Annotated in this window: 24 protein-coding genes; 13 read left to right on the plus strand and 11 right to left on the minus strand. The window is 59.2% G+C overall.

Annotated elements, in window-relative coordinates; genetic code table 11:
* Positions 1-90: 90 nt before the first annotated feature.
* Positions 91-1023 carry a ribose-phosphate pyrophosphokinase gene (locus tag C9E91_RS12725; protein WP_028751659.1) on the plus strand — a complete coding sequence of 311 codons (933 nt, stop codon included), beginning with the start codon at positions 91-93 and terminating at the stop codon, positions 1021-1023.
* Positions 1024-1039: 16 nt separating this feature from the next.
* Here C9E91_RS12725 and C9E91_RS12730 read toward each other — a convergent pair whose 3' ends face one another.
* The 3 genes from C9E91_RS12730 to C9E91_RS12740 form a co-directional block, all read right to left on the minus strand.
* On the minus strand, positions 1040-2275 hold the full coding sequence (locus C9E91_RS12730) for an MFS transporter (protein WP_107108651.1): 1236 nt from the start codon (positions 2273-2275) through the stop codon (positions 1040-1042).
* A 25-nt stretch (positions 2276-2300) separates the two neighbouring features.
* Positions 2301-3758 carry a hypothetical protein gene (locus C9E91_RS12735; protein WP_107108652.1) on the minus strand — a complete coding sequence of 486 codons (1458 nt, stop codon included), beginning with the start codon at positions 3756-3758 and terminating at the stop codon, positions 2301-2303.
* A gap of 113 nt (positions 3759-3871) precedes the next feature.
* The gene (locus tag C9E91_RS12740; RefSeq protein ID WP_107108653.1) at positions 3872-5314 is read right to left on the minus strand and encodes a hypothetical protein; all 1443 of its coding nucleotides are present in this window, start codon (positions 5312-5314) and stop codon (positions 3872-3874) included.
* A 294-nt stretch (positions 5315-5608) separates the two neighbouring features.
* On the opposite strand from C9E91_RS12740, the gene C9E91_RS12745 reads away from it, so the two are divergent.
* From C9E91_RS12745 to C9E91_RS12765, 5 genes are all read left to right on the plus strand, one after another.
* Positions 5609-6223: a 50S ribosomal protein L25/general stress protein Ctc gene (locus tag C9E91_RS12745; protein WP_107108654.1), complete on the plus strand. Its 615-nt coding sequence runs from the start codon at positions 5609-5611 to the stop codon at positions 6221-6223.
* 246 nt (positions 6224-6469) lie between these two features.
* Entirely contained in the window at positions 6470-8836 is a 2367-nt protein-coding gene (locus C9E91_RS12750) for an EAL domain-containing protein (RefSeq protein WP_107108655.1), read from the plus strand.
* A gap of 16 nt (positions 8837-8852) precedes the next feature.
* Positions 8853-9584 (plus strand): substrate-binding periplasmic protein, encoded by a 732-nt coding sequence (locus C9E91_RS12755; RefSeq protein WP_107108656.1) that lies wholly within the window; start codon positions 8853-8855, stop codon positions 9582-9584.
* Between the two features lie 75 nt (positions 9585-9659).
* Positions 9660-10376 carry an aminoacyl-tRNA hydrolase gene (pth, locus tag C9E91_RS12760; RefSeq protein ID WP_107108657.1) on the plus strand — a complete coding sequence of 239 codons (717 nt, stop codon included), beginning with the start codon at positions 9660-9662 and terminating at the stop codon, positions 10374-10376.
* A gap of 1 nt (position 10377) precedes the next feature.
* A complete protein-coding gene (locus C9E91_RS12765) occupies positions 10378-10857 on the plus strand; it encodes a GNAT family N-acetyltransferase (RefSeq protein WP_107108658.1) in 480 nt (159 codons plus the stop codon).
* A gap of 15 nt (positions 10858-10872) precedes the next feature.
* Here the strand turns inward: C9E91_RS12765 and clpS are convergent, their stop codons facing one another.
* The gene (gene clpS, locus C9E91_RS12770; RefSeq protein WP_107108659.1) at positions 10873-11184 is read right to left on the minus strand and encodes an ATP-dependent Clp protease adapter ClpS; all 312 of its coding nucleotides are present in this window, start codon (positions 11182-11184) and stop codon (positions 10873-10875) included.
* Positions 11185-11443: 259 nt separating this feature from the next.
* Between clpS and ychF the strand changes: the two genes are divergently transcribed.
* On the plus strand, positions 11444-12547 hold the full coding sequence (ychF, locus tag C9E91_RS12775; protein ID WP_107108660.1) for a redox-regulated ATPase YchF: 1104 nt from the start codon (positions 11444-11446) through the stop codon (positions 12545-12547).
* A gap of 16 nt (positions 12548-12563) precedes the next feature.
* On the opposite strand, the gene C9E91_RS12780 is transcribed toward ychF, so the two are convergent.
* Complete coding sequence (locus tag C9E91_RS12780; RefSeq protein ID WP_107108661.1) at positions 12564-13688, minus strand: hypothetical protein; 1125 nt, start codon at positions 13686-13688, stop codon at positions 12564-12566.
* Between the two features lie 183 nt (positions 13689-13871).
* Here C9E91_RS12780 and C9E91_RS12785 point away from each other — a divergent pair, with 183 nt between their 5' ends.
* Both C9E91_RS12785 and C9E91_RS12790 read left to right on the plus strand, forming a co-directional pair.
* Positions 13872-14336 carry a MaoC family dehydratase gene (locus tag C9E91_RS12785; protein ID WP_107108847.1) on the plus strand — a complete coding sequence of 155 codons (465 nt, stop codon included), beginning with the start codon at positions 13872-13874 and terminating at the stop codon, positions 14334-14336.
* On the plus strand, positions 14333-14800 hold the full coding sequence (locus C9E91_RS12790; RefSeq protein ID WP_107108662.1) for a MaoC family dehydratase: 468 nt from the start codon (positions 14333-14335) through the stop codon (positions 14798-14800). Before C9E91_RS12785 ends, C9E91_RS12790 begins: the two co-directional genes overlap by 4 nt.
* A 38-nt stretch (positions 14801-14838) precedes the next feature.
* Here the strand turns inward: C9E91_RS12790 and C9E91_RS12795 are convergent, their stop codons facing one another.
* From C9E91_RS12795 to petA, 4 genes are all read right to left on the minus strand, one after another.
* The gene (locus C9E91_RS12795) at positions 14839-15381 is read right to left on the minus strand and encodes an adenine phosphoribosyltransferase (RefSeq protein ID WP_107108663.1); all 543 of its coding nucleotides are present in this window, start codon (positions 15379-15381) and stop codon (positions 14839-14841) included.
* A 120-nt stretch (positions 15382-15501) separates the two neighbouring features.
* On the minus strand, positions 15502-16368 hold the full coding sequence (locus tag C9E91_RS12800; protein ID WP_107108664.1) for a cytochrome c1: 867 nt from the start codon (positions 16366-16368) through the stop codon (positions 15502-15504).
* A 24-nt stretch (positions 16369-16392) separates the two neighbouring features.
* Positions 16393-17667: a cytochrome b gene (locus C9E91_RS12805; protein WP_107108665.1), complete on the minus strand. Its 1275-nt coding sequence runs from the start codon at positions 17665-17667 to the stop codon at positions 16393-16395.
* A 14-nt stretch (positions 17668-17681) separates the two neighbouring features.
* Complete coding sequence (petA, locus tag C9E91_RS12810) at positions 17682-18260, minus strand: ubiquinol-cytochrome c reductase iron-sulfur subunit (protein WP_107108666.1); 579 nt, start codon at positions 18258-18260, stop codon at positions 17682-17684.
* Positions 18261-18731: 471 nt separating this feature from the next.
* Here petA and C9E91_RS12815 point away from each other — a divergent pair, with 471 nt between their 5' ends.
* Entirely contained in the window at positions 18732-19679 is a 948-nt protein-coding gene (locus C9E91_RS12815) for an endonuclease/exonuclease/phosphatase family protein (protein WP_107108848.1), read from the plus strand.
* 31 nt (positions 19680-19710) lie between these two features.
* Here the strand turns inward: C9E91_RS12815 and C9E91_RS12820 are convergent, their stop codons facing one another.
* Positions 19711-21573 (minus strand): ABC transporter ATP-binding protein, encoded by a 1863-nt coding sequence (locus C9E91_RS12820; RefSeq protein WP_107108667.1) that lies wholly within the window; start codon positions 21571-21573, stop codon positions 19711-19713.
* Positions 21574-21757: 184 nt separating this feature from the next.
* On the opposite strand from C9E91_RS12820, the gene C9E91_RS12825 reads away from it, so the two are divergent.
* Both C9E91_RS12825 and C9E91_RS12830 read left to right on the plus strand, forming a co-directional pair.
* Positions 21758-22063: a type II toxin-antitoxin system RelE/ParE family toxin gene (locus C9E91_RS12825; protein WP_107108668.1), complete on the plus strand. Its 306-nt coding sequence runs from the start codon at positions 21758-21760 to the stop codon at positions 22061-22063.
* On the plus strand, positions 22056-22346 hold the full coding sequence (locus tag C9E91_RS12830) for an addiction module antidote protein (protein WP_107108669.1): 291 nt from the start codon (positions 22056-22058) through the stop codon (positions 22344-22346). Before C9E91_RS12825 ends, C9E91_RS12830 begins: the two co-directional genes overlap by 8 nt.
* Before the next feature lie 104 nt (positions 22347-22450).
* Here C9E91_RS12830 and C9E91_RS12835 read toward each other — a convergent pair whose 3' ends face one another.
* Positions 22451-24304: an ABC transporter ATP-binding protein gene (locus C9E91_RS12835; RefSeq protein ID WP_107108670.1), complete on the minus strand. Its 1854-nt coding sequence runs from the start codon at positions 24302-24304 to the stop codon at positions 22451-22453.
* 394 nt (positions 24305-24698) lie between these two features.
* On the opposite strand from C9E91_RS12835, the gene C9E91_RS12840 reads away from it, so the two are divergent.
* Positions 24699-25160 (plus strand): tRNA (cytidine(34)-2'-O)-methyltransferase, encoded by a 462-nt coding sequence (locus C9E91_RS12840; RefSeq protein WP_107108671.1) that lies wholly within the window; start codon positions 24699-24701, stop codon positions 25158-25160.
* The last annotated feature ends 8 nt before the right edge of the window (positions 25161-25168 follow it).

Below are 25168 nucleotides of genomic sequence, written 5' to 3' on the forward strand. Positions count from 1 at the left end.
AAATATGAAAGCTATCGCACTCTAGCCCCTTGCATTCGAGAGCAAGGCGGTTAAAAGCGCGGCTATCAGGTTGGTAATAGGCGGGCCACAATGAAGGTTTTCGCAGGGAATTCGAACCGGCATCTCGCCGAAGCGATCTGCAATTATCTCAACGTTCCCTTGGGAAAGGCCAGTGTCCGGCGTTTCGCGGACCAGGAAATTTTCGTTGAAATTCAGGAAAACGTGCGTGGCGAGGATGTTTTCGTCGTCCAGCCGACCTCGTTTCCGACCAACGATCATCTCATGGAACTGCTGATCATGATCGATGCGATGCGCCGCTCGTCGGCGCGGCGCATAACGGCAGTCATCCCCTATTTCGGCTATGCCCGCCAGGATCGCCGCGCCTCGGGGCGCACGCCGATCTCGGCCAAGCTGGTAGCCAATCTGATCACCGAGGCAGGCGCCGACCGCGTTCTCACCCTCGACCTGCACGCAGGCCAGATCCAGGGCTTCTTCGATATCCCGACCGACAATCTCTATGCGATTCCGGTGCTGACCCGTGACATCAAGGCCAATTACGACATCAGCAATGTCATGGTTGTCTCCCCTGACGTCGGCGGTGTCGTGCGCGCCCGTGCGCTCGCTAAACGCCTCGACTGTCTGTTGGCGATCGTGGACAAACGCCGCGACCGCCCGGGCGAATCCGAAGTGATGAACATCATCGGCGAAGTGGCCGGCAAGGATTGCATCCTGATCGACGATATCGTCGATTCCGGCGGCACGCTCTGCAACGCAGCCGATGCCCTGCTCGCACAAGGCGCGGCAAGCGTCACCGCCTATATCACCCACGGCGTTCTCTCCGGCGGCGCCGTGACCCGCGTGGCAAACTCGAAACTGAAGGAACTGGTGATCACTGATTCCATTCAGCCGACGACCGCCGTGCAATCGGCGCCCAATATCCGCGTCATCACCACTGCAAGCCTTATCGGCGAAGCCATTAATCGTACCAGCCAGGAAGAATCGGTTTCGAGCCTGTTCGACTAAAGGCCACCGGATTTTCTCATGCGGGTTTCGCATCGACTGGATGGCTTTGCCTCCAGGCGAGCAATCCTATGCCAATAAGCCCGGAGACAAAGACCGCCGCACCGGCACCCATAATCGATGGGCCGATGCCGAACCAGGCAAATAGGCTGGGCGACATGAGATAGGCCAGGAAAAGGCCGAGGAAGATCGCGCACATCAGCAAGCGATAGACCTGCGCCAATCGATGCGGCTCGCTGCGCGTCTGCATCAGGTGCAGCATGGCGAGGTTCTCGAACGGGCCATTGATGGCGGCGAGAGATGCGACGACCATCAGCCATATCCGGTCATGCATCAGCGGCAGCAGAAAGACGCCGGCGCCAAAAATAAGCTTCGCCGCAATGATCCACACCACCGGTCGACGCGGTTTGACACTGCTGAGGATCAAATTGGTCGTCAGATTGCCAACGCCGTAAGCCGTCATCATCAGACTGTAATCCGTCAAGGGATCGGCGCTGGTCTCACGCAGGTGCAGCAGCATTCCGAGCAAAATGCCCATCGCCCAGGCGATATTCCCCATCAGGTTCGTAAACAGCCCATAGAGTATGGCGGCATGGCCCCGCGCCATCCGCCAGCCGCCCAACACGCCGTCGATCACCGCCGCCGTTCCCGAGAAATCGCGACGCCGCGGCGCGGACGGCAATTTGGCGACGGCCAGCCACACCGCGAGAGCCGAAAGCAGGAAAGTCGCCGCCGTCACCGTGAAGAACTGCGATTTCGGCAGGAAGCCGTTGACCAGCGCAATCATGCTCGGCCCGAGGATACGGGCCATGCGCCTCGTCGCGTCGAACAATCCATTGGTCGCATGACGAATATCGGGATCGACCGCGATGGTGGGCAACGTTGCCTGGAGCGACGGATCGAAGGCGGCCGTCAGCAAGGCAATGCACCCGGCGAGCACCATCAACAATGGCAAGCTCATGAAATGCATGAGGCCGGTGACGGATAGCACCAGCAATAGAAGCGTACGCAGCACGTCGGCCGAGATCATCGTCGTGCTGTGCCGCCAGCGATCCGTTAGAATGCCACCGAACAGGCTGCCGAAGAGAAGCGCCCCCGATTGCAAGGCGGAAACGTAACCCGCATCACGGCCGATGAAATCCGCCGCAATCCAGACGACGGCGACCATGTAGAACTCGGATCCGGTCGCCGCCAAAACCTGACCGGCCCACAAAAGCGAAATCGAGCGTTGGGCCAGCGGCTTCAAGACAAACATAGTGGCATTCTGAAATTTGGGCGGCTTATTTGATGGCTTGCCCGTTGATCGTTATGGACTCGTCGTCGGCGATGCTGACGTCCCAACGCGCGCGCCCGTCGGGATCGGTCTTTGCAAACCCCTTGGCCATCATCAGGCCGAAGGACAATTGGCTGAGGTCCGGCTCCGTTTTCGCCGCGTCTTGGACGGCTGCGATGGTCTTGTCGAGATCGCGCGCAAGCACCGTCATCGTCATGGAGACACGATCCTTGTCGTTCAACCAGCCGCGCATGCTGCCGGAAGCCTGGATGTCATAGAGGCCTGAGACCGCACTGATTTTCGGGAAATTGATCGTCATCGTTCCGTCCGGGAACATCGCCTGCTGCAACTTTTCATCCATGGATGCCGTTCCCGCAGAATTGTTGAAATCGGTCTGCTGCAGAACATCCATCAGGGCGGAAAAATTCAGGTTGGGGAACTGCATCTGCAGTTCGGCGGCATCGGGAATGAAGGCGACATAATCCTGAGGCACCAGGCCGGAGGCCAGGGTAAGCTTCTCGGCCCGCATGCCGAAATCGGCATTCATCGCATTAGCCGGCCCCGCGATCTTGAACGAGTAGCCCATCTGCTGCAGTCCGCCGTTGCCGAGCGGAGTCGTCACGGAAATATCCTTGGCGGAGACAGACTCTTCAAGCGAGCCGACCAGCGGCATCGCGTTCCGCAGCAATGCCTTGAGCGCCGCACTTTCGCTGTCAGACAGGGTTTTCGTGTCCTTGTGGTCGGAAACGAAGCGCAAGATCTCGTTCAGCGCCTTAAGCGGCAGCTTGGTCGCATTGGCCCTGAAATCGATCGCTCCGATCTTGAATTCGCCCAAAGTTGCGTCATCGGAAGAAACCTTATCGTGGAAGGATTGCAGGCCCCCCATCATCTGAAGGTCGAGCTTATCCGGCTCGCCGCTGCTGGATGAGGAGAGCGCGTAGTTGATACCATCGATCGTGATATCGTTGTTCTCGACACCGTTGGTGTCGGTGGTCTTGGTGGCAAGCGTAATGCCGTTGCCCTTCACGTCCATCGAACGAACATAGTGGATGGCAGGGTCGAAGACGCCGGAGAAACTGGATGATGCCACCGCATAACGGAGCGCGACATCCGGGCTGCTGCCGGGCTTCGAACGGGCCGTGACGTCGATCGCATTGTTCCCCTCGATGTTCCAAAGGCCGCCGTCCTGCGGCGTGGCAAGGGCCATCAGCGGCTTGAGCCCCGCAACGTCGAAACCGCTGATATTCAATTTGTCGAAGAGCTTCTGCAGGTCATAGGTGATTTCGTAGTGACCGCTCGCCGGCGTCACAGTCACAAAGCCGCTTTTAACGAGATCGTCGGGCAGGAAATGCGTCAGGTTGCCGAGCAGGTCCTTGGCCCCCTGCTCATTGACGTCAGCCGCCTGCGAGGCGCCGGCCAAGCCGACGGCAAAAGCCGCGGCAGCGGCAACTGTTCTAAAACGCATAATTCACCCCCGTGATACTAGGAAAAACAATTTGAAAGCGGGAAAACCCTAAACGTGATTCTCAATTGAATGATGACGGTGCATGCGCGCTGGCGCCCAAGCTGGACGTGGCCTCAAAGCCCCTTCATCACCTGCCCGTTCACCGTGACGGTCCGGTTTTCGTCCATCGTGACATCCCAGCGCAGGCGGCCATCCGGATCGGTCTTGGCAAAGCCCTTGGCGGCCATCAGGCTGAAGGAAACGCCGTTCAGTTGCGGGTCCGTCTTTGCTGCATCCTGAATGGCAGCAACCGTCTTGTCGAAATTGCGCGCGAGGACCGTCGCCTGCAGCGAATAGCTTGGATGGTGCTTCGTGGAGCCCTTCAACGCGCCGGAGACCTCGAGGTCATAGACGCCGGAAGCCGCGCTGATCCTCGGGAATTCGAGGGTCCCGTAACCGCTCGGGAACATGGTGCGCTTCAATGCTTCGCCGGAAACCGGCGTTGCACGCGTCGACACTGCGTCCAGAACCGTGTCGATGATCCCTTCGAAATTGACGTTGGGAATTCCGAGCTGCACATCGACCGTTTCCGGCAGGAAAGGCGCGTAGGCCGGCGGAATAAGGCCGGCATCCGGTGTGAAATGCTCCGCCCGCAAGCCGAAATTGATGTTGGAGGCCTTTGTCAGACCATCCATCTTGAAACTGTAGTCCAACGTCTTGAGGCCGACCTTCCCTTTGTCGGTCGATACCTCTGCGTTGTTCAGCGTCACCGTCTCGTTCAGCGAACCGAATCCCGGCAAGGCGCGGCGCACCAGCTCCTCGAACTTTTCGCTGCCGCTCTCCGATAACTGTTTTGCCTTCACATGCTGGACGAAGAAGCGGATGAGCTCACGCAACTCCTTCGCCGGCAAGCTCGTTGCGGTCACTTTGACATCGACGCTATCGGCGCTCAGGCCGACGGATGGCGCGCCGGGTGCCGTGATCTGCTCGTTGAGATGCTGCAGCATGCCCTGCGATTGCAGGTCCACCTTGCCGGTCTCGCTGCTGTCGGTCACCGCATGGCTGAAGGACGCGCTGTCGATGGTGGCATCCACCTTGCGCCCGCTATTTTTACCGCTGCCGATGCTGGAAAACTTGGCACCGTTGCTCTTCACATCGATCGACCGCATCATCTCGATCGACGGGTCGAAAATGCCGTCAAGCGAGCTGGATGCGACCGAATAGGTTATGTCCGACGCCGGCGAATGAACCGAGACGTCGATGCTGTTGTCGCCCTTCAGATGCCATCTGCCTTGATCCAGCGGCTGCGCGAACAGCGACAGCGGCTTCAGGCCGGTAACGGAAAGCGCGCTGGAATTGACCTTGTCGAAGAATTTCGCGAGATCGTAGGTAATCTCATACTGATCGCCGGCCGGTTTGACGGCGACAAAACCGCTGCGGGCGAGATCCCGCGAGAGCGAATGCGTCAGGATACCGCGCAGTTCCTTTGCGCCCTGCTCGTTGACTTCAGCCGCCTGCGAAACGCCAGCGAGACCGATGGAAAAAACTGCGGCGGCGGCGATAGCCTTGGGGCCCATACCCGACCTCTCCCTTTGACGCTGATCGATTGGAGTCGACTGTTGAAGAGGCCGAACGTATATGTCAAGCCATTGATAGAAATAGCATCGTCGGCTCTTTATCATGAGTTGCATTGTCATCACAGATGCGCTTTCTCCGGAGATGCTTGCACCGTCGGCATCTTTGTATTATACGCCACGCGTCCGCGTAGACACCCTTGGAGGCAACGCGGATGAGGTAGGGCTTGCCCTCCTCCAGTTCAACCGGTTCTGATGAACGGATGAACTCTCCAAATAACCTCGAAAGGAATAGCCATGAGCCACGAAAGCTACGAGCTCAAGGCCGAGGCGCGCGAACGGGTTGGTAAGGGGTCCGCCCGTGAACTTCGCCGCAACGGTTTCATTCCCGCTGTCATCTATGGTGACAAGCAGGCCCCTATTTCGATCGCTCTCAACACCAATGAGGTGACGAAGCGCATTCATGCCGGTGGTTTCCTCACCACGATCGCGACGATCGACGTCGACGGCAAGAAGATCAAGGTTCTGCCGAAGGACTACCAGCTCGATCCGGTCCGCGACTTCACGGTCCACGTCGATTTCCTGCGCGTCTCCGGCAACACCCAGGTGACCGTTGAAATCCCGGTTCACTTCGAAAACCATGAAAAGTCCCCGGGCCTCAAGGCTGGCGGCGTGCTGAACATCGTTCGCCACGAAGTCGAAGTCCATTGCCCGGCCGATGCGATCCCCGAATTCTTCACTGTTGATCTGTCCGGTCACAAGGGCGGCGCCAGCATCCACATTTCGGATATTACGCTGCCGAAGGGCGTGTCCCCGGTCATCGCCGACCGCGACTTCACGATCGCAACGATCGTCGCTCCGGCTGCCGGTCTTGCAGAAGAAGAAGCTGGCGAAGAAGAAGCCGGCGCTTAATCGGCATCTTCATCGTGACGCATTCAGACCCGCCTCCCCTCTGGGGATGGCGGGTTTTTCATGTATAACTTCTAATAAAAGCAAAAAGAAATCTATTCGTTTTTGAAATTAATACTCGATTTAAATCCATTAACTCCCCGGTTTTTCAGCAACATTTAACAAATTCGTGAAAGTTTACGCGAAAGAGTTGTAGAGAACGGCCAACCCCAAGATCAGCCGGTCTACGACTGGGGAGCAAGCGGAACTATGAGTCATTCCGTCGAAAACAGGTTTTTCGCGATCGTCTGCGGCGCGCTGCTGGTTTTCGTCGCGCCGCTCTTCGTGCTGTTCCTCTTCCTTTCGTCCGAACGCGCCGAAAAGGAAATCAAAGACCATATCTCCGTCCTGCTCGTCGCCAATGCCCAGGCGCTGGCAAAGCCGCTGTGGGACCTCGATGAAGACAGCGTCACTCAGATCAGCGCGACGACGGTCGCCGAGGGTGCGATCGTCAAGGTCAATGTCCGCGACGTCTCCGGCCAGCTCGATGTTACGCAGACGACCATCCCGAGGTCCTACAAGGGCCTGCTGGAGTCCATCGCCCGCCCGATCATCTACAACGGTGTGGACGGCCCGAAAAATCTCGGCACCATTACCGTCTATTACCCCGCGCTCGGCCTCTTCGACGGCTTGAAGAATGAGGAGATCGTTTTCATCTCGATCTTCATCTTCGCCGTGCTGACCGTCTTTGGCGCGGCCCTCATCGGCAACCGCATCTTCATCATCCAGCCGCTGATGCGGCTGACCCACGCCGTCGAAGCGACCCGGCGGCTCGGCTCGCGCCATCATGTGGATTGGCAGTCGAACGACGAAATGGGCCGCCTCGCCAGCAGCTTCAACGACATGCAGAGCAAGCTGGAGCGTGAGGAAACCGAACTGAAGCTTGCCCACCGCCGCGCAACGGACACCTATAACCTGACGCCGGCCATGCTCTTTTCGCTCGACAAGGACGATTACATCGCCGCCGTCAGCGATTATTGGCTCGCCGCGACCGGCTATGCCCGCTCCGAGGTGCTGGGACGTAAATTCGCAAGCTTGGTCCTGCCGGAATCGCGCGAGAAATATACCGAACGCAAACGCAGCCGTTTGGACAGCGCCGCCCGTCTCGACGTTACGGTTAAATTCCTGTGCCGGGATGACCGGATCATGGACGTGCTGATCCTCGAAACCACGGCGATCCAGGATGGTGTTTCGCTCTCGGTCATGACCGACGTCACCGACCTCAAGCAGTCCGAAGACCGCAACCTCCGCCAGGCGATCACCGACCATCTGACCGGCCTTTTGAACCGTCAGGGTTTCGAAACGGCGCTCGATGCCAAGATCAACGAGGCGGATCTGCGCAAGCGCGAACTCGCCTGCCTCTTCGTCGATCTCGACCGCTTCAAATGGATCAACGACAATATGGGCCATGCCGCCGGTGACGCAGCGCTCCGCGAGCTGGTTTCGCGCATGCAGTCGCGATTGGTCCCGGGTGATATTGCCGCCCGCCTCGGCGGCGACGAATTCGCCATCCTGCTGCTCGCCGAAGATGCCGAGAAGAGAGCGATCGACATGGCCGCCCGGATCGCGGAGGTCTTCGACACGCCTTTCGGTGGCGACGCCCGCCTCAGCGCCAGCATCGGCATCGCCATCTACCCGCGTCATGCCGCCAACGCCGCAGAACTGCTGCTGAAATCCGACATCGCGATGTATGCGAAAAAGCGCGACGGCAAGAACGGCGCGCAGATCTTCGACAACAGCATGCTGGACGATTCCCGCCGCCGCGCCGAGCTGGAAAGCCATATCGAAAGCGGCCTGAGCGACGACTGGTTCGAGGCGCATCTTCAGCCGATCGTCAATATCGATGATCGCTCCATCGCCGGCTTCGAAGCGCTGATGCGCCTGCATCACCCGCAGAAGGGCATCCTGCCGCCGGCACGGATCATCGACGTTGCCGAGGAGACCGGCTCGATCGTGCGCATCGGCAATCGCGTCATGGAAAAGGCGATCTCCCACTTTGCCCGTCTCTCGCGCCTCGACGGCATGCAGGACACCTATCTCGCCATCAATTTCTCGCCGCTGCAATTCGAGTCCGGACTGCCGATGCGCATCGCGGCCCTGCTGTCCCGCTACGATATCCGCCCCGAACGCATCGTCGTCGAAATCACCGAAGCCGTGCTCATGGACGACAATCCGGAGACACGCACGGTCATCAACGAGATCTGCCGCTACGGCTGCCGCATCGCGCTCGACGACTTTGGCACCGGCTACTCTTCGCTGAGCTACATCAACCGCTTCCCGGTCGACATCATCAAGATCGACCAATCCTTCATCCGCGCGATCAACGACATTGCCTCGGATGTCAGTCTCAAGAGCCGTATGCTGGTCGAAAGCATCACGACCTTGTCGCACAAGATGAACTGCACCGTGATTGCAGAAGGCATCGAGACCGAGGAAGAGTGCGCTACCCTGCGCGCCATGGGGCTCGACTACGGTCAGGGCTACCTGTTCCACCGGCCGCAGCATCCGAACGACCTGATGAAGGCGCTTGCGGGACCGCGAGCTGATCACCTTACCCCTGTGGCGCAAGCATCATAGAGAAACGAGGAACTACATGCGAAAACTGCTGCTCCTGGTATTTTTCGGCCTGTCCTCCCTCACGCTCCTCCACGGGGCGCAAGCCGCAACCGTCAACTTTACCACGGAAGAATATCCGCCCTTCAACTATCGCGACGGCAAGACTCCCGTCGGCGCGACTGTCGAGCAGGTGGAAAAGATAATGACGGACATCGGCGTCGACTATTCGATCGAGGTGCTGCCCTGGGCGCGAGCCTATAATGAGGCACTGACGGCACCGATGACCTGCGTCTTTGTCGCCGCTCACAACAATGAGCGCGACAAGCTGTTCAAATGGGTCGAGCCGCTGCTGGTCGATCGCAACGTCCTGATCAAGCATACCGGATCCAGCGTCACCGCCACGACGCTGGACGAAGCGCGGAAGTATCTCGTCGGCACATGGCGGGGCGATTATACCGAGACGACGCTGCGGCAAGCCAATTTTGCAAGGATCGATATCGGCGCCGACTTCAAGGCAACACTCAAAAAGCTTATGAGCGACCGTATCGACCTGATGCCGATATCTGAATTCTATTTTGACAAGCTGAAGCAGGACGGAGACGCCGTTGAAAAGGTCACCGTTCTCTCCGAACAGCCGATGAGCATCGCCTGCCACAAGGATTTCCCGAACGATCTTCTGAAGAAGATGCAGGCCGCGCTGGACAAGCTGATCGCCGACGGCACGCAGAAGCAGATATTCCTGAAGTACGGCCTGCACCTCGGCAACTGACGCGGTTGCTGCCTTGACTTTGCCGCCAATTCGCTGTCGTGAAGGGCATCGGCATTTTCCAAGGGGTGAAGCGCAATGCTTCTTATCGCGGGTCTCGGCAATCCCGGCGCCAAATATCAGGGCAATCGTCACAATATCGGCTTCATGGCCGTGGACGCGATCCATCGCCGCCACAGCTTTTCGCCCTGGTCGAAGAAATTCAGGGCGGAGATTGCCGAAGGCGAACTCGGGGGCCAGAAAGTTCTGCTGATCAAGCCGCAGACCTTCATGAATCTCTCGGGTGAATCCGTCGGCGAGGCCATGCGCTTCTACAAGCTGGAGCCTTCCGATCTCGTCGTGATCTATGACGAACTCGATCTGGTGGCCGGCAAGGCACGGCTGAAGACCGGCGGCGGCCATGGCGGCCATAACGGCATCAAATCGATCGACGCCCATTGCGGGCGCGAATACCGGCGGCTGCGTCTCGGCATCGGTCATCCCGGCGTCAAGGAGCTGGTGCACAATCACGTACTCGGCGATTTCGCCAAGGCGGACCGGAGCTGGCTGGAGCCGCTGTTCGACGCGCTCGCCGACAATGCCGACATGCTGGTGCGTGGCGAAGATTCGCAGCTCATGAACAAGATCGCTCTGGCCCTCGGCGGCAAGGCGGAAGAAGAAGCGCCGAAGCCGGAAAAGAAGGCCGTGGCCAAATCGCACATCCACCAGGCGCGCAGTCACAATCAGCCGCGGATGCCTGAGAGCGGCCCGATGGCCGAGATGCTGAAGAGAATGTTCGGCAAGAAGGGCGATTGAAATGGCGGAGCCAGCAGGAGACGGGGCCGCGGACATTGTAATCCGTCCGGCCGCCACCGGCGACCTGCTAGCGCTGCTGGCTCTCTACCGCCATCTCAACCACGACGATCCCGACATGGATTTGGGCTTTGCGGAGGACCGCTTCGCGGCGATTTTAGCCCATCCGGGCATGACGATCTTCGTCGCCTTCGAAGGCAACCTCGCGGTTTCCTCCATCACCCTGGTCGTCATCCCCAACCTGACGCGTCGTGGCGCTTCCTATGCGCTGATCGAAAACGTCGTCACCCATGCCGACCATCGCCAGCGTGGCCACGCACGGGCGCTGATCAAAACGGCCATCGCAACGGCCTGGGAGAAGAATTGCTATAAGGTGATGCTGCTCACAGGATCGAAGGAGCCGGCGACGCTGCGCTTCTATGCCAAATGCGGCTTCACGCAGGACAAGACCGGTTTCCAGATCCGGCGTCCTGCCGCAGGCTGATAGCTCTGCCCGAGCCTATTCTTCCGGTTCCGTGGTGAACATCAGCGGGAAACCGGCGCTCTTCGCCAGATCGATCGCTTCCTTTGCCCTGGTTTCGGCAATATCCCTGGCGCAGACCATGACAACGCAGGTGCCGAGCTTATGCGCGGTCATCATGACGCGATAACCGGTCTCCTCGCTCATACGGAAGACCGCCTTCAGCACCATGATGACGAATTCGCGCGGGGTGTAATCGTCATTGACGAGAATGATCTTGTAAAGCTTCGGCCGATCGAGCTTCGGCTTCGTCTTAGTCTTCGGTTTTAGGACGACATCATTGTCACTCATCGGGCTCACCGTTGATGACAGGGAAAAAGGATTTGTGGCTGATAGCAAATTTATACTGCACCGCAACCAGTCATTCAAGGAAAACAACGTTTTCGGTAGGACCGGCAGATCAATCGATCGTGAGGAACAGCTCCTATCGCTGGCGCTTCCGGCTTCCCTTCTCTACAGAAAAACGGCGCATCCGCCCTGCAAGGCTTGACCCGCAACGGCCCTTCGCCCATACGCACAGCAAAGTTTTTCAAGATATGGACAAGGTGCCATGGGTTTCAAATGCGGTATCGTCGGATTGCCGAATGTCGGCAAGTCCACTCTCTTCAATGCGCTCACCAAAACGGCGGCGGCGCAGGCGGCGAATTATCCCTTCTGCACGATCGAGCCGAACACGGGTGAAGTGGCGGTTCCCGATCCGCGCATGCGCAAGCTTGCCGACGTCGCCAAGTCGAAAGAGCTGATCCCGACGCGTATCTCCTTCGTCGACATCGCCGGTCTGGTGCGCGGCGCGTCGAAGGGCGAAGGCTTGGGCAACCAGTTCCTCGCCAATATCCGCGAAGTCGACGCCATCGTTCATGTGCTGCGCTGCTTCGAAGACAGCGACATCACCCACGTCGAAGGCCGCATCAATCCGGTCGCCGACGCCGAGACGATCGAGACCGAGCTGATGCTCGCCGACCTCGAAAGCCTGGAGCGCCGCACCGAGCAGACGCGCAAGCGCGCCACCGGCAAGGACAAGGAATCCATGGCGATGCTGCCGATCATGGATGCCTCGCTCCAACTGCTGAACGAAGGCAAGCCGGTGCGCACCCTGCTGTCGAAGCTCGACGCTGAGGAAATCCGCATCCTCAAGGGCTTGAACCTTCTGACCTCGCACCCGGTCCTCTATGTCTGCAACGTCGCCGAGGCCGATGCCGCAACCGGCAACGAGCACACAGCCGCCGTCGCCGCCATGGCGAAGGAACAGAATTCCGAAGTGGTGATCATTTCCGCCGCCATCGAAGCGGAAGTGGCGCAGCTCCCCGAAGACGAATCCAAGGAATTCCTCTCCGCTCTCGGCCTAGACGAAGCCGGCCTCGACCGGCTGATCCGCGCCGGCTATAAGCTGCTGCACCTCATTACCTATTTCACCGTAGGTCCGAAGGAAACACGCGCCTGGACGATCGAACGGGGCACCAAGGCCCCGCAGGCCGCCGGCGTCATCCATTCCGACTTCGAACGCGGCTTCATTCGCGCCAACACCATCGCCTATGACGACTACATCGCCTTCAACGGTGAAACGGGCGCCAAGGAAGCCGGCAAGGCGCGCGACGAAGGCAAGGAATACGTCGTCCAGGACGGCGACGTCATCCACTTCCGCTTCAACACGTAAGACAGGATTACCGGCCTCAGCGGAGCGCCGGCAGCCTCCCCTGGACGGATGCCGGCAGCAGCCGGACGACAGCGCGGCGCAGATGTGGCCAGCCGACACCGATCACCAGCACGATCAGGCCGACAATCATCAGCACGATGAAGCTGACCTTGTCGAGCCCGGCATTGTTCTGCCGGAGAATGGCCCCGATGGCGACGCCTAGCGACGTCAGCCCTGCGGTCACGAAAGCACGTCTGTCGATGATCAGACCGACCAGCATCATGATCACCACAATGGCGACGATGATCAGCGCCTGCGCGTAGCCGCCATACTCGGCGGTGGCAGCGAAAAATGTGCCGCTGCTGCCGGCCCTAATCTGAAATGCCAGCAGGATCGCGGTGTAAAGCAGCGCCGGCGCCGTGACGAGATGCAGCCAGAAAGCCACATCCGAGCGACGCGTCCTGCGGCTGGGATCGCTGAGATCGAAACGCATCGCCACGGCAAATGCCCCAAGTGCGGCCGCAAACATGATGCCGAGCGACGGCAGCGGATAATTCAGCACGACATCCGATGTGCCGGTGGCAAGACCGATCAGATAGAAAACGGCGGCGAGCAATAGCGTGAACAGCGAGAAGAGCAGCATCGCCAGTGACAGGGGCACGCGATAGCGCCAATAAAAGAGCGCAAGCAGCGGCGGGAACGGCAAGGCAATCGTCATCCAGGAGGTCATGAGGCCCAGGCCGCCGGCATTTTGCGTACCGAAATGCATGACGGCTACCCAGAAGGTCCAATGGACCAACGCGATCGTCAACACGACGGCGGGAAGCGCCAGACGTTGGCGGCGGACCAGGATTTCGGCCAGGATGATGATGGCCGGTAGTGGACCATAATAGCCGGTGAGCCCCCACAGGCCAACAAGCAGGACGATGATGCCGATGGTGATTAGCACGTCATGGAAGCCACGAATGAAACGCGGCGCTTCGCTGTCCTCCAGCGGGTTCGCCACGTCGTCCTCGCGAGGCTGCGAAAGATCGTGCCTGATGGTCGCCCCTTTGACGCCGATATTTCGCTCGGCGAGATAAGGCAAAAGCCGTGTGGCCTGATCCGAGGAGATGATCCCCTCGCCGGCGGCGCCTTCCAGCGCGGTCTTGAGATCGCTCATGTCATTCCTGCCTGATGATATCGTTGCCCAGCCTCATCATATCGCCGGTACACAATCAAGGGCTGCGAGGCAGCCGACACCATTCGCCGCGCCTCTTTTCCCATAGCGGCCATGAAAATGCTTGCACCATTGCCGCCTCGCATGCGATTGCGCACGGACGGAATGAAGAGACTGGTGACGGATATGGCAAAATTGACATATGAGGATTTTCAGCCCGAACAAGTGTTTCCGCTCGGCCCGAAACATGTGACCGCGGAAGAGATCGTCGAGTTTGCGCGCGAGTTCGATCCGCAACCGATGCATCTCGACGAAGCTGCCGGTCGCGCCAGCATCCTGGGCGGGCTCGCAGCCTCCGGCTGGCACACCTCGGCAATGTTCATGCGCATGATGACCGACAGTTATCTGCTGAACACCGAGGCCGAAGGCGCACCGGGCATCGACTTCATGGACTGGAAGAAGCCGGTTCTGGCAGGCGATACGCTCTCGGGACGGTCGATCGTGCTCGAATCCCGCGCCATGCGTTCCCGCCCCGGCATCGGCATTGTCCGATTCCGTCATGAGGTGGAAAACCAACGCGGCGAGCTCGTTTGCCTCGGCGAAAACGCGACGATGATCCGCATGCGCTTACCCATGGAGGTTTCCGCATGAAGATGACGGAGCTTTATCCGATCGGTGCGCGCGCCGAGATCGGCAACCATACGTTCACCGCCGAAAATATCGTCCGTTTCGCCTCGCGCTTCGATCCGCAGATTTTCCACATGGATGCGGAAGCGGCCAAACACACATTGTTCGGTGGGCTCTGCGCCTCCGGTTGGCATACCTGCGCGGTCTGGATGCGCACCTTCGTCGACTATTGGAAAAGCGAAACCGCGCGCCTCCAGGCCGAAGGCAAAAAACCGCCAAATCTCGGCCCTTCTCCCGGGTTCCAGAAGCTGCAATGGCTTCGCCCGGTCTTTGCCGGCGACACCGTCGCCTACGGCGTGACCTTGCTTGCCAGCCGCCCCTTGGCGTCACGCCCCGGCTGGACGCTCAACACCATCCTCTGCGATGGAGCCAACCAGCACGGCGCGGCAGTGTTGCGGTTCGAAAGCACCGTGCTGGAATTCGAGTAAAGCCTTCGCCCCTTTTGGAGGTGAAGGCATGCTGTTCTTCAATGCCCTGCGAATTCCACCAGGGTGTGAACCGGCACATCGAGCGCTTCCAGCTTCTTGCGGCCACCGAGATCCGGCAGGTCGATGACGAAGCAGGCGGCAACGACCTGGGCGCCGATCTGGCGCAGCAATTGGGTGGCGCCCACTGCGGTGCCGCCGGTAGCGATGAGGTCGTCGACCAGGATCACCTTCTCGCCGGGATTCACCGCATCGCGATGCATCTCCATCTCATCGACACCATATTCCAGGCTATAGGCGATGCGCACGATATCGTGCGGCAGCTTGCCCTTCTTGCGGATCGGCACGAAGCCGGCCGACAACTGATGCGCCACCGCGCCGCCCAGAATGAAACCGCGTGCCTCCATGCCGGCGACCTTGTCGATCTTGGTGCCGGCGTAGGGCTGCACCAGCGCGTCGACTGCACGGCGAAATGCCTTGGCATTGCCGAGCATCGTGGTGATGTCACGGAAGATGATGCCGGGTTTTGGATAATCCGGAATGGAGCGGATGCTGGCGGCAAGCTCCGAAGCGATAGTGTCCATGTAAATATGTGCTCTCAGGCTATGATTGGGCGCGGCGCACACTATCAAGACGGCGTGCTCGATACCAACAAAAAAGGCGACCCTGAAGGCCGCCTTTCGCTGATTGCATGGCTGAGGCGCTTAGTGGGCGCCGGCCTTGGCATAGACCGAACGCTTGGTGAGGTAGATCAGCGCCGAGAAGATCAGCAGGAAGATGATGACCATGAAGCCGAGTTGCTTGCGGTCTTCGAGATGCGGCTCCGAGGCCCACATCAGGAAGGAGGCAACGTCGCGCGCATATTGGTCGACCGTCTGCGGCGAGCCGTCGTCATAGGTGACCTGGCCGTCGGAGAGTGGCTTCGGCATGGCAAAGCTCGCCGCCGCATCGAAATACGGATTGTAGTGCGAGTTCTGCGGCACCTGGAAGCCGGCCGGCGGCTCTTCATAGCCGGTCAGCAGCGAGTAGATATAATCCGGGCCGCCTTCCTGATACTGCGTGAAGATATCGAAGATGAACTGCGGGAAACCGCGTTCGACCTCACGCGCCTTGGCAAGCAGCGACATGTCCGGCGGCACCGCACCATTGTTCGAGGCGGCCGCCGCTTCGTCATTCGGGAATGGCGGCGGGAAGTGGTCGGACGGAACCGCCTTGCGGGTGAACATCTCACCCTGGGCGTTCGGGCCGTCCTGCACCTCGTAATTCGCCGCGAAGGTTTTGACCTGCGCTTCCGAATAGCCGAGCTCTTCCAGCGTGCGGAACGGCACCAGCTTCATCGAATGACAGGCGGAGCAGACTTCCGTATAGACCTTCAGGCCGCGCTGAAGCTGCGCCTTGTCGTAGTAGCCGAAGGGACCGGAGAAGGTCCAGTGCTGCTCCCTCGGCTCCTTCAGCGGATAATGCGGCGTCGCCGCTTCGGCGGCAGGCTTGGTCTCCGCGGCAACGGCTGCAACCGTCGCAAAGCCACCGATGAGGGCGATCGACAGAAGGCCGGCAACAAGCTTTTTCATGTTCTCTTCCTCTATCGTCGCCGGTTATGCTTCAACCGGAGCGGCTGTCTTGCCACTCTGCTTTTCAAGAACCGCCTCCGTAATCGAATTCGGAATGCGTCTCGGGGTTTCCACCAGGCCGAGAACCGGCATGGCGACGAGGAAGAACAGGAAGTAGAACAGCGTCGCAAACTGCGCAGCCGTGGTGTAGACGCCTTCCGCCGGCTGCGAGCCGAGCCAGCCGAGCAGGATGGCATCGGCGACGAACAGCCAGAAGAACAGCTTGTACCACGGACGATAAACCGCCGAACGGATCTTCGAGGTGTCGAGCCAGGGCAGGAAGAACAATACGATGATCGCACCGAACATCGTCAGAACGCCGCCGAGCTTGGAATCGATCGGGCCGATGTTGAAGGTGATCGAACGCAGCATCGCGTAGAACGGCAGGAAGTACCATTCCGGAACGATGTGGGCCGGCGTCTTCAGTGGGTTGGCCGGAATGTAGTTGTCGGCATGGCCGAGGAAGTTCGGCAGATAGAAGACGAAATAGGCAAACACCAGCAGGAAGATGGAGACGCCGAGCGCATCCTTCAGCGTCGCATAGGGCGTGAAGGCCACGGTATCGGTCTTCGACTTGACCTCGACGCCGGTCGGGTTCGTCTGGCCGGTGACATGCAGCGCCCAGATGTGCAGGACGACGACGCCGGCGATCATGAACGGCAGCAGGTAATGCAGCGAGAAGAAGCGGTTGAGGGTCGGGTCGTCGACGGCAAAGCCGCCGAGCAGGAAGGTCTGGATCCAATCGCCGACCCAGGGGAAGGCCGAGAAGAAGCCGGTGATGACGGTCGCCCCCCAAAACGACATCTGACCCCAGGGCAGAACATAGCCCATGAAGGCCGTCGCCATCATCAGGAGATAGATGATCACGCCGAGGATCCAGAGGATTTCGCGCGGCGCCTTGTAGGAGCCGTAATAAAGACCGCGGGCGATGTGCAGATAGACCGCCACGAAGAAGAAGGAGGCGCCGTTGGCGTGCATGTAGCGCAGCAGCCAGCCGTGATTGACGTCGCGGACGATCTTTTCGACCGAGTTGAAGGCGATCGTCGTATCGGCCGCATAATGCATGGCGAGAACGACGCCGGTCAGGATCTGCAGGACCAGCATCACGGCCAGCATGGCGCCGAACGTATAGGCATAGTTCAGATTGCGCGGGACCGGATAGGCGATGAAACTGTCATAGACCATACGCGGCAGCGGCAGCCGCGCGTCGACCCATTTTTCGAGCCCCGTAGATGGCTCGTAAGACGAATGACCACTCATGATTCAGTTCCCCCTCAACCGACCTTGATCTTTTTTTCTGCGGTGAACGCATATACTGGAATGGCGAGGTTCTGGGGCGCAGGCCCATGGCGGATGCGACCGGCGGTATCATAGACCGAACCGTGGCAGGGACAGAACCAGCCACCATATTCTCCCGCCTGACCGAGCGGTATACAGCCGAGATGCGTGCAGACGCCGACCATGACAAGCCAGTTCTCCTTCCCATCACCGGCCGAACGGGCCACATCGGTGGCTTGCGCATCGGCCGGGAGATTGGCATTGCGGGCAACCGGGTCCTTCAGATCAGAGATCTGCGCACCCTTCGCATCGTCGATTTCCTTCTGCGTGCGATTGCGGATGAAGACCGGCTTGCCGCGCCATTTCACCGTCATCGACATGCCGGGTTCCAGGCTCGAGACGTCGACTTCGATGGAAGCAAGAGCGAGCGCCGAGGCATCCGGCCGCATCTGGTCGATAAACGGCCAGGCGACCGCGACGGCGCCTACTGCGCCAGCCATGCCCGTCGTCAGATAAAGGAAATCTCGGCGAGTCGGCTCGCCCGTGGTTTCACCTGTCGTAGTATGCTCGCTCAATGCCGGACCATCCTCTTCCGCAAAACCCGCAGCTAGGCGCTGCGGTACCCCCTCACTAACGACGAATCAACGCGACCATAATTCCGCCATAGATTCCTCCGTAACCCGCCGCGTTCTAAGCTTGATCGCAAATTATGTCCAGTCTTGGCAAGGGGTGGGGGCACAATGTCGCGGGAAAACTGCACTATTTAGCCGCAAGCGCCGGACTTAGAATCCACGCCATCGCTTAAGCAGGCGTAAGCACATGAAATATCATCAGATATGCATAATAGTTTTTCGCAATGCACCGCGAAAGAAACGGCGATTTCAATGCTGCATTGCAACATAGTCGACCGCATCCTGACGATTGATTGATGCTAAGTCTTACTTCCTACTCCTTAAATCCGAGTGGATTTAAGCAGTGACTTGTGTGCCTTTATGATGCCGCCGCCGCTCTCAAAGCCACCGACGAATACGGCTGAGGACATGACTATGAGACACACGATCTACTGCGTTCTATGCGTCCTTGCCACATTGGCGCTGGCCATCCTTGCGGCGCGTTATGTAACCGATCTCTGGCTGCTCGCCTTCTTTGAAAGCCTGCAGACCCACATCAGCCTTTTCGGCATCGCGCTTGCCCTGCTCGCCCTTCTCTTCAAGCGGCATTGGTATGCGGTTTTCCTGCTGGCTGTCGGTGCCGGGCTTACCGTCCATTCCGTCGTGATGCTGCGCGAATACGCCGCCTCGCCTCCGATGAACCCGCCGGCAGTCGCCGATGAGAGCAAGAGCTTCACCCTACTCTCTTTCAATATTGAAGACAGTAACTTCGAAAACGGCGCACGGATCGCTGATCTCATCGTCAACTCGAAAGCCGATGTCGTGGAAATCTTCGAGGCCGGCCCGATCCAATCGGAACTGAAGCGGATAACCAAAGTCTATCCCAACTATATCGGCTGCGGCATCATGACCACCGATTGCGATTCCCTACTGCTGTCGAAACGGCCGTTCCAGACGCAGGTAATGCGCAGTCTCGGCAGCCTCTGGGACAATCGTTTTGTGCTGGCGACCATCGATATGGACGGTCAGCCGGTCAACTTTGCCTCCGCTCATCTCAGTAAACCCTATTTCGACGAGTTTCATGAAATAGAGTTGGATATCCTCGGTCCGATCCTAAAGGATGTTCAGGGGCCGCTGATCCTTGCCGGCGATTTCAACGCCTCGGTCATTGCACCCGATATGCGGGCCTTCCTCAATGACACCAGTCTACGCCACGCCTTCCCTGAACCCGCCACCTGGCCGATCATAGCCGGCGGCTATGGCATCTCCATCGATCATGTTTTCGCGCGCGCCCCGCTGCGGCTGAAATCCGTACAGCAGATACCCGATGCCATGGGATCGAACCATTTCGGGCTGATGACGGAATTCAGCGTTTCGAAATAACGCTTTGATTTTGCGCAAGCTTGTGCGGGAACTACTCGGCTTCGGCTGCTATGAAGCCGCCGGACTGACGCGCCCATAGTTCTGAATAGAGACCGCCCCGGGCAATCAGTTCGTCGTGGGCGCCCTCTTCAATGATCCTGCCCTTGTCGATGACGATCAGCCGGTCGAGCTTGGCGATGGTCGATAGGCGATGTGCGATCGCGAGCACCGTCTTGCCCTCCATCAATGCTTCCAGATTGGACTGTAGCGCCGCCTCGACCTCGGAATCCAACGCCGACGTCGCCTCATCCAGCACCAGGATCGGCGCGTCCTTCAACATGACGCGGGCAATCGCGATGCGCTGGCGTTGGCCACCGGATAATTTGACCCCCCGTTCGCCAACATGGGCGGCATAGCCCTTGCGGCCCTTCTGATCCTCCAGCGTCACAATAAACTGGTCCGCCTCCGCCCGCCGGGTCGCCTGTGCCATCTGCTCCTCGCTCGCCTCCGGACGGCCAAAGAGGATATTGTCGCGAATGGAACGATTGAGCAGCGCAGTGTCCTGCGTCACCATGCCAACCTCTCCACGCAGCGACTCCTGCCGCACCGTGGCGATATCCTGGCCATCGATCAGGATGCGCCCGCCTTCGAGATCATAGAAACGCAGCAGCAGATTGACGAGCGTCGTCTTGCCGGCACCGGAGCGACCGACAATGCCGACCTTCTCGCCGGCACGGACCGTCAACGAAAAATCGTCGATGACGCCGCTGCCGCGACCATAGTGGAAGCTCACGCGCTCGAAGCGGATTTCCGGACGGACAATCTGCAGGTCTCTGGCGCCCGGACGATCGACCAGGCCGATCGGCTCGGAGATCATCTCAGCAGAATTCTGGATCGTGCCGAGATTGCGCATGATCGCATTGAACTGCGCCATCATGCGGCCGAAGAGCATATTGAGCCGCAGTACCATGCTGAGCGTGAAGGCGACGCCGCCGGTGGAAATCTCGCCGGCGAGCCAGAGGTGGATGGCGAGCGCCGCAATCGTCGTGATCATCACCCCGGACAGGAGCGCCAGCGACGAGCGCACGCCGGTCAGAAGCCGCGTGAACGGCATGACGGCGCCTTGGAAGTGATCGAAGCCGTTGCGGATATAATCGTCGTTCTGCTCCTCGCGGCCGAAAAGTTTCAGCGTCTGGATATTGGCATAGGTGTCGACCATGCGGCCGTTCAACATCGACGACGCCTCGGCGGCGTTGCGCGCATGGCGCCGGATGCGCGGCACGAAATAGCGGGCGAGCAGTGAAAAGATACCGATCCAGACCGCGATCACCAGCGCAAGGCGCCAATCGAGCCCGCCGACCAGCGCTATGGTCGAGGCAGCATAGATGATGATGAACCAGACCACCTGCAGCAGCGACACGACGAGATCGCCCGTCGACTGCCCCGCCGACCAGACCTTGGTGACGATGCGGCCGGAGAAATCGTTCTGGAAGAAGCTCACCGACTGGCGCGCGACATGTACATAGGCCTGCCAGCGCACGAGATTGAGAAAGCCGGGCACAACCACCTGCTCCTCGACCAGCGCCCCGAGACTGACCACAACGAAACGGACGACCAGCACGACGAAAACCATGCCGAGCAGCGCGCCACCGTGGCCTGACAGCAACCCTGCCCAGCCCGCGCCCGGCTGCACCTTGTCCAGGATGTCGACGAGATGCCCGACAAACCAGAACAGCGCCGCCTCCAGCACCGCCACCGCGCCGCCGAGCGCCGCCATCGCCAAAAACGGCCCCTTCGCCTGGCCGACATAATACCAGATGAAAGCCCAAAGCGACCGCGGCGGACGCAGATCGCCAGTGCGGTAGTAGGGATCAATCCAGGTTTCGAACAGGCGATAGACGGAACGGATCAGCATCCCAGCGATATAGGAGGTTTCACCGGGGGAGCAAAGGAAAGTGAGTGGTTATGGAATCTTATATTTTTGTCATGTTCCACAATTGGAGGCTGCAGTACAAAGTCACCAATGAGTCGGAATTCAGAACCATGTCTATTTCAGCTTGATACTCATACTATTGTGATTTATATATTACGGACGCTCCATGCTTCGCATACTCCAGACAGTTACTTATCAACGCTGGGAACGCCGGCTTCGGGATGAGCGCGCTCGAGCGGCGATTGCTGCACGACTTTCCCGCTTAGCATTTGGTCTTATGGGAGACATCAAACCGGTCGGCGACGGCGTGAATGAAATGCGTATCCATTACGGACCGGGCTACCGAGTCTATTTTGTTCAACGCGGCGGAGAGATCATTATCCTCCTGTGTGGCGGCGATAAGAGCAGCCAAGCCAGGGATATCGAACAAGCGAAAATGCTCGCCAAAAATGCGGACGAATTTGATGCCTGAGAAATTAATCCCGTACGATCCCGCAGAGGCGCTGACTTCCAACGACGCCGTCGATGAATTCATGAGGGACGCCTTTGAAAGCGGTGACGCAGGATATATCGCCCATGCGCTCGGCGTCGTCGCCCGCACAAAAGGCATGACTGGAATAGCGAAAGAGACTGGTAAGGCGCGGGAAGCGCTCTACCGCTCCTTCGCATCGGATGGCAACCCGACGCTGAAGTCCGTCCTTGCAGTAATGCAATCGCTTGGATTTGAACTAACGGTCAAACGACACAACATTTGACATAGTGGGAACCGCCGCAGGGATGGCCCGTAACCTCTTTCAGCCAGATCTCAGCAATAAATAGCCTCAACAAAAAAGGGCGAGCCCGAAGCCCGCCCCTCTTCTCATTCCGCGGCCGCCTCGGCCTCTTCGTGATCCGCCAGGAACCCGCCGGACTGCCGGTTCCAAAGGTCGGCATAGATGCCGCCGTGTTGGACCAGATCGTGATGGGTGCCCGTCTCGATGATGCGGCCCTTGTCCAGCACGATGAGGCGGTCCATCTCGGTCAGCGTCGACAGCCGGTGGGCGATGGCGATTACCGTCTTGCCCTGCATCAGCGCGAAGAGGTTTTCCTGGATCGCCGCTTCCACTTCGGAATCGAGCGCCGAGGTCGCCTCGTCCAGCACCAGGATCGGCGCGTCCTTCAGGAAGACGCGGGCAATCGCGATACGCTGCCGCTGGCCGCCGGAAAGCTTGACGCCGCGCTCACCGACCTGGGCGTCGAGCCCCGTGCGGCCCTGCATATCCGACAGCCCTTCGATGAACTCCCAGGCATTGGCGCGCTTGGCCGCCTGGATCACCTCCGCATCGGTCGCCTCCGGATGACCGTAGGCGATGTTGTCGCGGATCGAGCGATGCAGCAGCGATGTGTCCTGCGTCACCACACCGATCAGCGAGCGCAGGCTATCCTGTGTCACCTTGGCGATATCCTGGCCATCGATGGTGATGCGCCCGTTTTCGAGATCGTAGAAACGCAGCAGCAGGTTCATCAGTGTCGTCTTGCCAGCGCCGGAGCGGCCGACGAGACCAACCTTCTCACCCGCCTGGATATCGAAAGTCAGATTGTCGATGACACCTTTGGCCTTGCCGTAATGGAAGCGGACATGATCGAAGTGGATCGCCCCCTGCTTGGCCGTGATCGCGGGAGCTGCCGGCACGTCGACGATGTCATGCGGCTTCGTCAGCATCTCGATACCGTCATAGATCGTGCCGATGTTCTCGAACAGCGCCGAGACTTCCCACATGATCCATTGCGACATGCCGTTGACGCGCATGGCAAGCCCGATGGCGATGGCAATGGCGCCGATCGAGATTGAACCGCTCAGCCAGAACCAGATCGACAGTGCCGAGATGACGAACAAAGCCACGCAGTTGTTGACGTAAACCGCGATGTAGAACAGCGTCACCTTGCGCATCTGCCCGTAGACGGTCTGCAGGAATTCGCTCATGCCGGCCTTGGCATAGCCCTCTTCACGGCCCGCATGCGAAAACAGCTTCACCGTCGCGATGTTCGTATAGCTGTCGACCACCCGCCCCGTCATCGTAGAGCGTGCATCGGCCTGAGCGGCTGCGATCTTGCGCAGTCGCGGCACGAAATAGCTGACGATGCCGACATAGATTATGAGCCACGCCAGGATCGGCAGCATCAGCCGCCAGTCCGCTGCAGCGATGACCAGGATCATCGACAGGAAATAGGTGACGACATAGACGAAGACATCGAGGATCTTCATCACCGCTTCGCGCACGGCAAGCGATGTCTGCATCACCTTGGTGGCGACGCGGCCAGCGAACTCGTTAGCAAAGAAGGTCATGCTGTGGCGCAGCAGGAAGCGATGCATCTGCCAGCGGGCAATCATCGGATAATTGCCGAGCAGCACCTGGTGCATGATAATGGAATCGAGCACGGCCGCCAGCGGCAGGCCGACCAGCACCATCGCGCCCATCCAGAAGAGCTTATGCCACTCCGTTTGCAGGAATGTCGCCTTGTCCGCATGCGACAGCCAATCGACGATAGCGCCCAGGAACTGGAACAAAGCCACTTCGCCGATGGCGATCAGCATAGTGAGAACGGCCATAGCGATCAGCCAGGGCGCGGCCGGCTTGGTATAATGCCAGCAGAAGGCAAAGAGACCCCGCGGCGGGACGTCCGGCACTTCGCTCGGAAAAGGGTTTAGTCGCTGTTCGAACCAGCCAAACATGAAATGCTCCAAAGACTCGACCCTTCGGCTACCACTTCCGCGTCTAAAGGGACCGCAGGCTGATATGGTGGCCGGGTGATGAAAGAACGAGGCCCTATCGGCCGCGCAATGAATCAAAAGGGGGAAACTTGCAAAACGCGCCTTAAAGCGCCTGTATCATCGCCATGGGATCACGGCCGGGAGGCGCATCATCACAAACAAATTATTCATCTGAGCCTCCTCTGTCGCAAGTTGTAGAGCGGTTGTGTTTTACCGTGCATTGATCGCGTTGAAAAGCGAAATGTGCCTAAAAACACGCCGGAATCTTCAATTCTCCTGATGAGGACATCACGGAAACCAGGGGGATTCGACAAAAAGCGAAGACAACTCTCGGCAATTTCGTTAGTTGCAGAATATGACTTCGCTGCGCATTGCCCTCTATCAGCCCGACATTCCCGGCAACACCGGCACGATCCTCCGACTCGCCGCTTGCCTCGGCCTTGGCGTCGACATCATCGAGCCGGCAGGTTTCGACATATCGGATCGCAATCTCAAGCGCGCCGGCATGGATTACCTCGCCGCCGTCGCGCTGACGCGGCATGTCAATTGGGAGCGTTTCGAAGCCTGGTGGGCGGAAAGCGGGCGGCGTTTGGTGCTCGCCTCCACCAAAGCAGCCGAACGCTATACGGATTTCGCCTTTCGCAAAGACGACATCCTGCTCTTCGGCCGAGAGAGCGCCGGCGTGCCCGATCATGTGCATGAAAAGGCCGATGGCCGCATCCTGATCCCGATGGTTGGCGGACAGCGCTCGATCAATGTCGCCATGTCCGCGGCGATGATTTCGGGTGAGGCGCTGCGGCAGACGAACTGGTCGTAAATGTCGCG

Source organism: Rhizobium sp. SEMIA4064 (assembly GCF_003025035.1).
GTDB classification, from domain to species: Bacteria; Pseudomonadota; Alphaproteobacteria; order Rhizobiales; family Rhizobiaceae; genus Rhizobium; species Rhizobium paranaense.

What these genes read in the sequence shown, in the direction of transcription:
- C9E91_RS12725 (WP_028751659.1), top strand. Translation starts at nt 91, where the DNA reads ATGAAGGTTTTCGCAGGGAATTCGAACCGGCATCTCGCCGAAGCGATC.
- C9E91_RS12730 (WP_107108651.1), bottom strand. Translation starts at nt 2,275, where the DNA reads ATGTTTGTCTTGAAGCCGCTGGCCCAACGCTCGATTTCGCTTTTGTGG.
- C9E91_RS12735 (WP_107108652.1), bottom strand. Translation starts at nt 3,758, where the DNA reads ATGCGTTTTAGAACAGTTGCCGCTGCCGCGGCTTTTGCCGTCGGCTTG.
- C9E91_RS12740 (WP_107108653.1), bottom strand. Translation starts at nt 5,314, where the DNA reads ATGGGCCCCAAGGCTATCGCCGCCGCCGCAGTTTTTTCCATCGGTCTC.
- C9E91_RS12745 (WP_107108654.1), top strand. Translation starts at nt 5,609, where the DNA reads ATGAGCCACGAAAGCTACGAGCTCAAGGCCGAGGCGCGCGAACGGGTT.
- C9E91_RS12750 (WP_107108655.1), top strand. Translation starts at nt 6,470, where the DNA reads ATGAGTCATTCCGTCGAAAACAGGTTTTTCGCGATCGTCTGCGGCGCG.
- C9E91_RS12755 (WP_107108656.1), top strand. Translation starts at nt 8,853, where the DNA reads ATGCGAAAACTGCTGCTCCTGGTATTTTTCGGCCTGTCCTCCCTCACG.
- pth (WP_107108657.1), top strand. Translation starts at nt 9,660, where the DNA reads ATGCTTCTTATCGCGGGTCTCGGCAATCCCGGCGCCAAATATCAGGGC.
- C9E91_RS12765 (WP_107108658.1), top strand. Translation starts at nt 10,378, where the DNA reads ATGGCGGAGCCAGCAGGAGACGGGGCCGCGGACATTGTAATCCGTCCG.
- clpS (WP_107108659.1), bottom strand. Translation starts at nt 11,184, where the DNA reads ATGAGTGACAATGATGTCGTCCTAAAACCGAAGACTAAGACGAAGCCG.
- ychF (WP_107108660.1), top strand. Translation starts at nt 11,444, where the DNA reads ATGGGTTTCAAATGCGGTATCGTCGGATTGCCGAATGTCGGCAAGTCC.
- C9E91_RS12780 (WP_107108661.1), bottom strand. Translation starts at nt 13,688, where the DNA reads ATGAGCGATCTCAAGACCGCGCTGGAAGGCGCCGCCGGCGAGGGGATC.
- C9E91_RS12785 (WP_107108847.1), top strand. Translation starts at nt 13,872, where the DNA reads ATGGCAAAATTGACATATGAGGATTTTCAGCCCGAACAAGTGTTTCCG.
- C9E91_RS12790 (WP_107108662.1), top strand. Translation starts at nt 14,333, where the DNA reads ATGAAGATGACGGAGCTTTATCCGATCGGTGCGCGCGCCGAGATCGGC.
- C9E91_RS12795 (WP_107108663.1), bottom strand. Translation starts at nt 15,381, where the DNA reads ATGGACACTATCGCTTCGGAGCTTGCCGCCAGCATCCGCTCCATTCCG.
- C9E91_RS12800 (WP_107108664.1), bottom strand. Translation starts at nt 16,368, where the DNA reads ATGAAAAAGCTTGTTGCCGGCCTTCTGTCGATCGCCCTCATCGGTGGC.
- C9E91_RS12805 (WP_107108665.1), bottom strand. Translation starts at nt 17,667, where the DNA reads ATGAGTGGTCATTCGTCTTACGAGCCATCTACGGGGCTCGAAAAATGG.
- C9E91_RS12815 (WP_107108848.1), top strand. Translation starts at nt 18,732, where the DNA reads ATGAGACACACGATCTACTGCGTTCTATGCGTCCTTGCCACATTGGCG.
- C9E91_RS12820 (WP_107108667.1), bottom strand. Translation starts at nt 21,573, where the DNA reads ATGCTGATCCGTTCCGTCTATCGCCTGTTCGAAACCTGGATTGATCCC.
- C9E91_RS12825 (WP_107108668.1), top strand. Translation starts at nt 21,758, where the DNA reads ATGCTTCGCATACTCCAGACAGTTACTTATCAACGCTGGGAACGCCGG.
- C9E91_RS12830 (WP_107108669.1), top strand. Translation starts at nt 22,056, where the DNA reads ATGCCTGAGAAATTAATCCCGTACGATCCCGCAGAGGCGCTGACTTCC.
- C9E91_RS12835 (WP_107108670.1), bottom strand. Translation starts at nt 24,304, where the DNA reads ATGTTTGGCTGGTTCGAACAGCGACTAAACCCTTTTCCGAGCGAAGTG.
- C9E91_RS12840 (WP_107108671.1), top strand. Translation starts at nt 24,699, where the DNA reads ATGACTTCGCTGCGCATTGCCCTCTATCAGCCCGACATTCCCGGCAAC.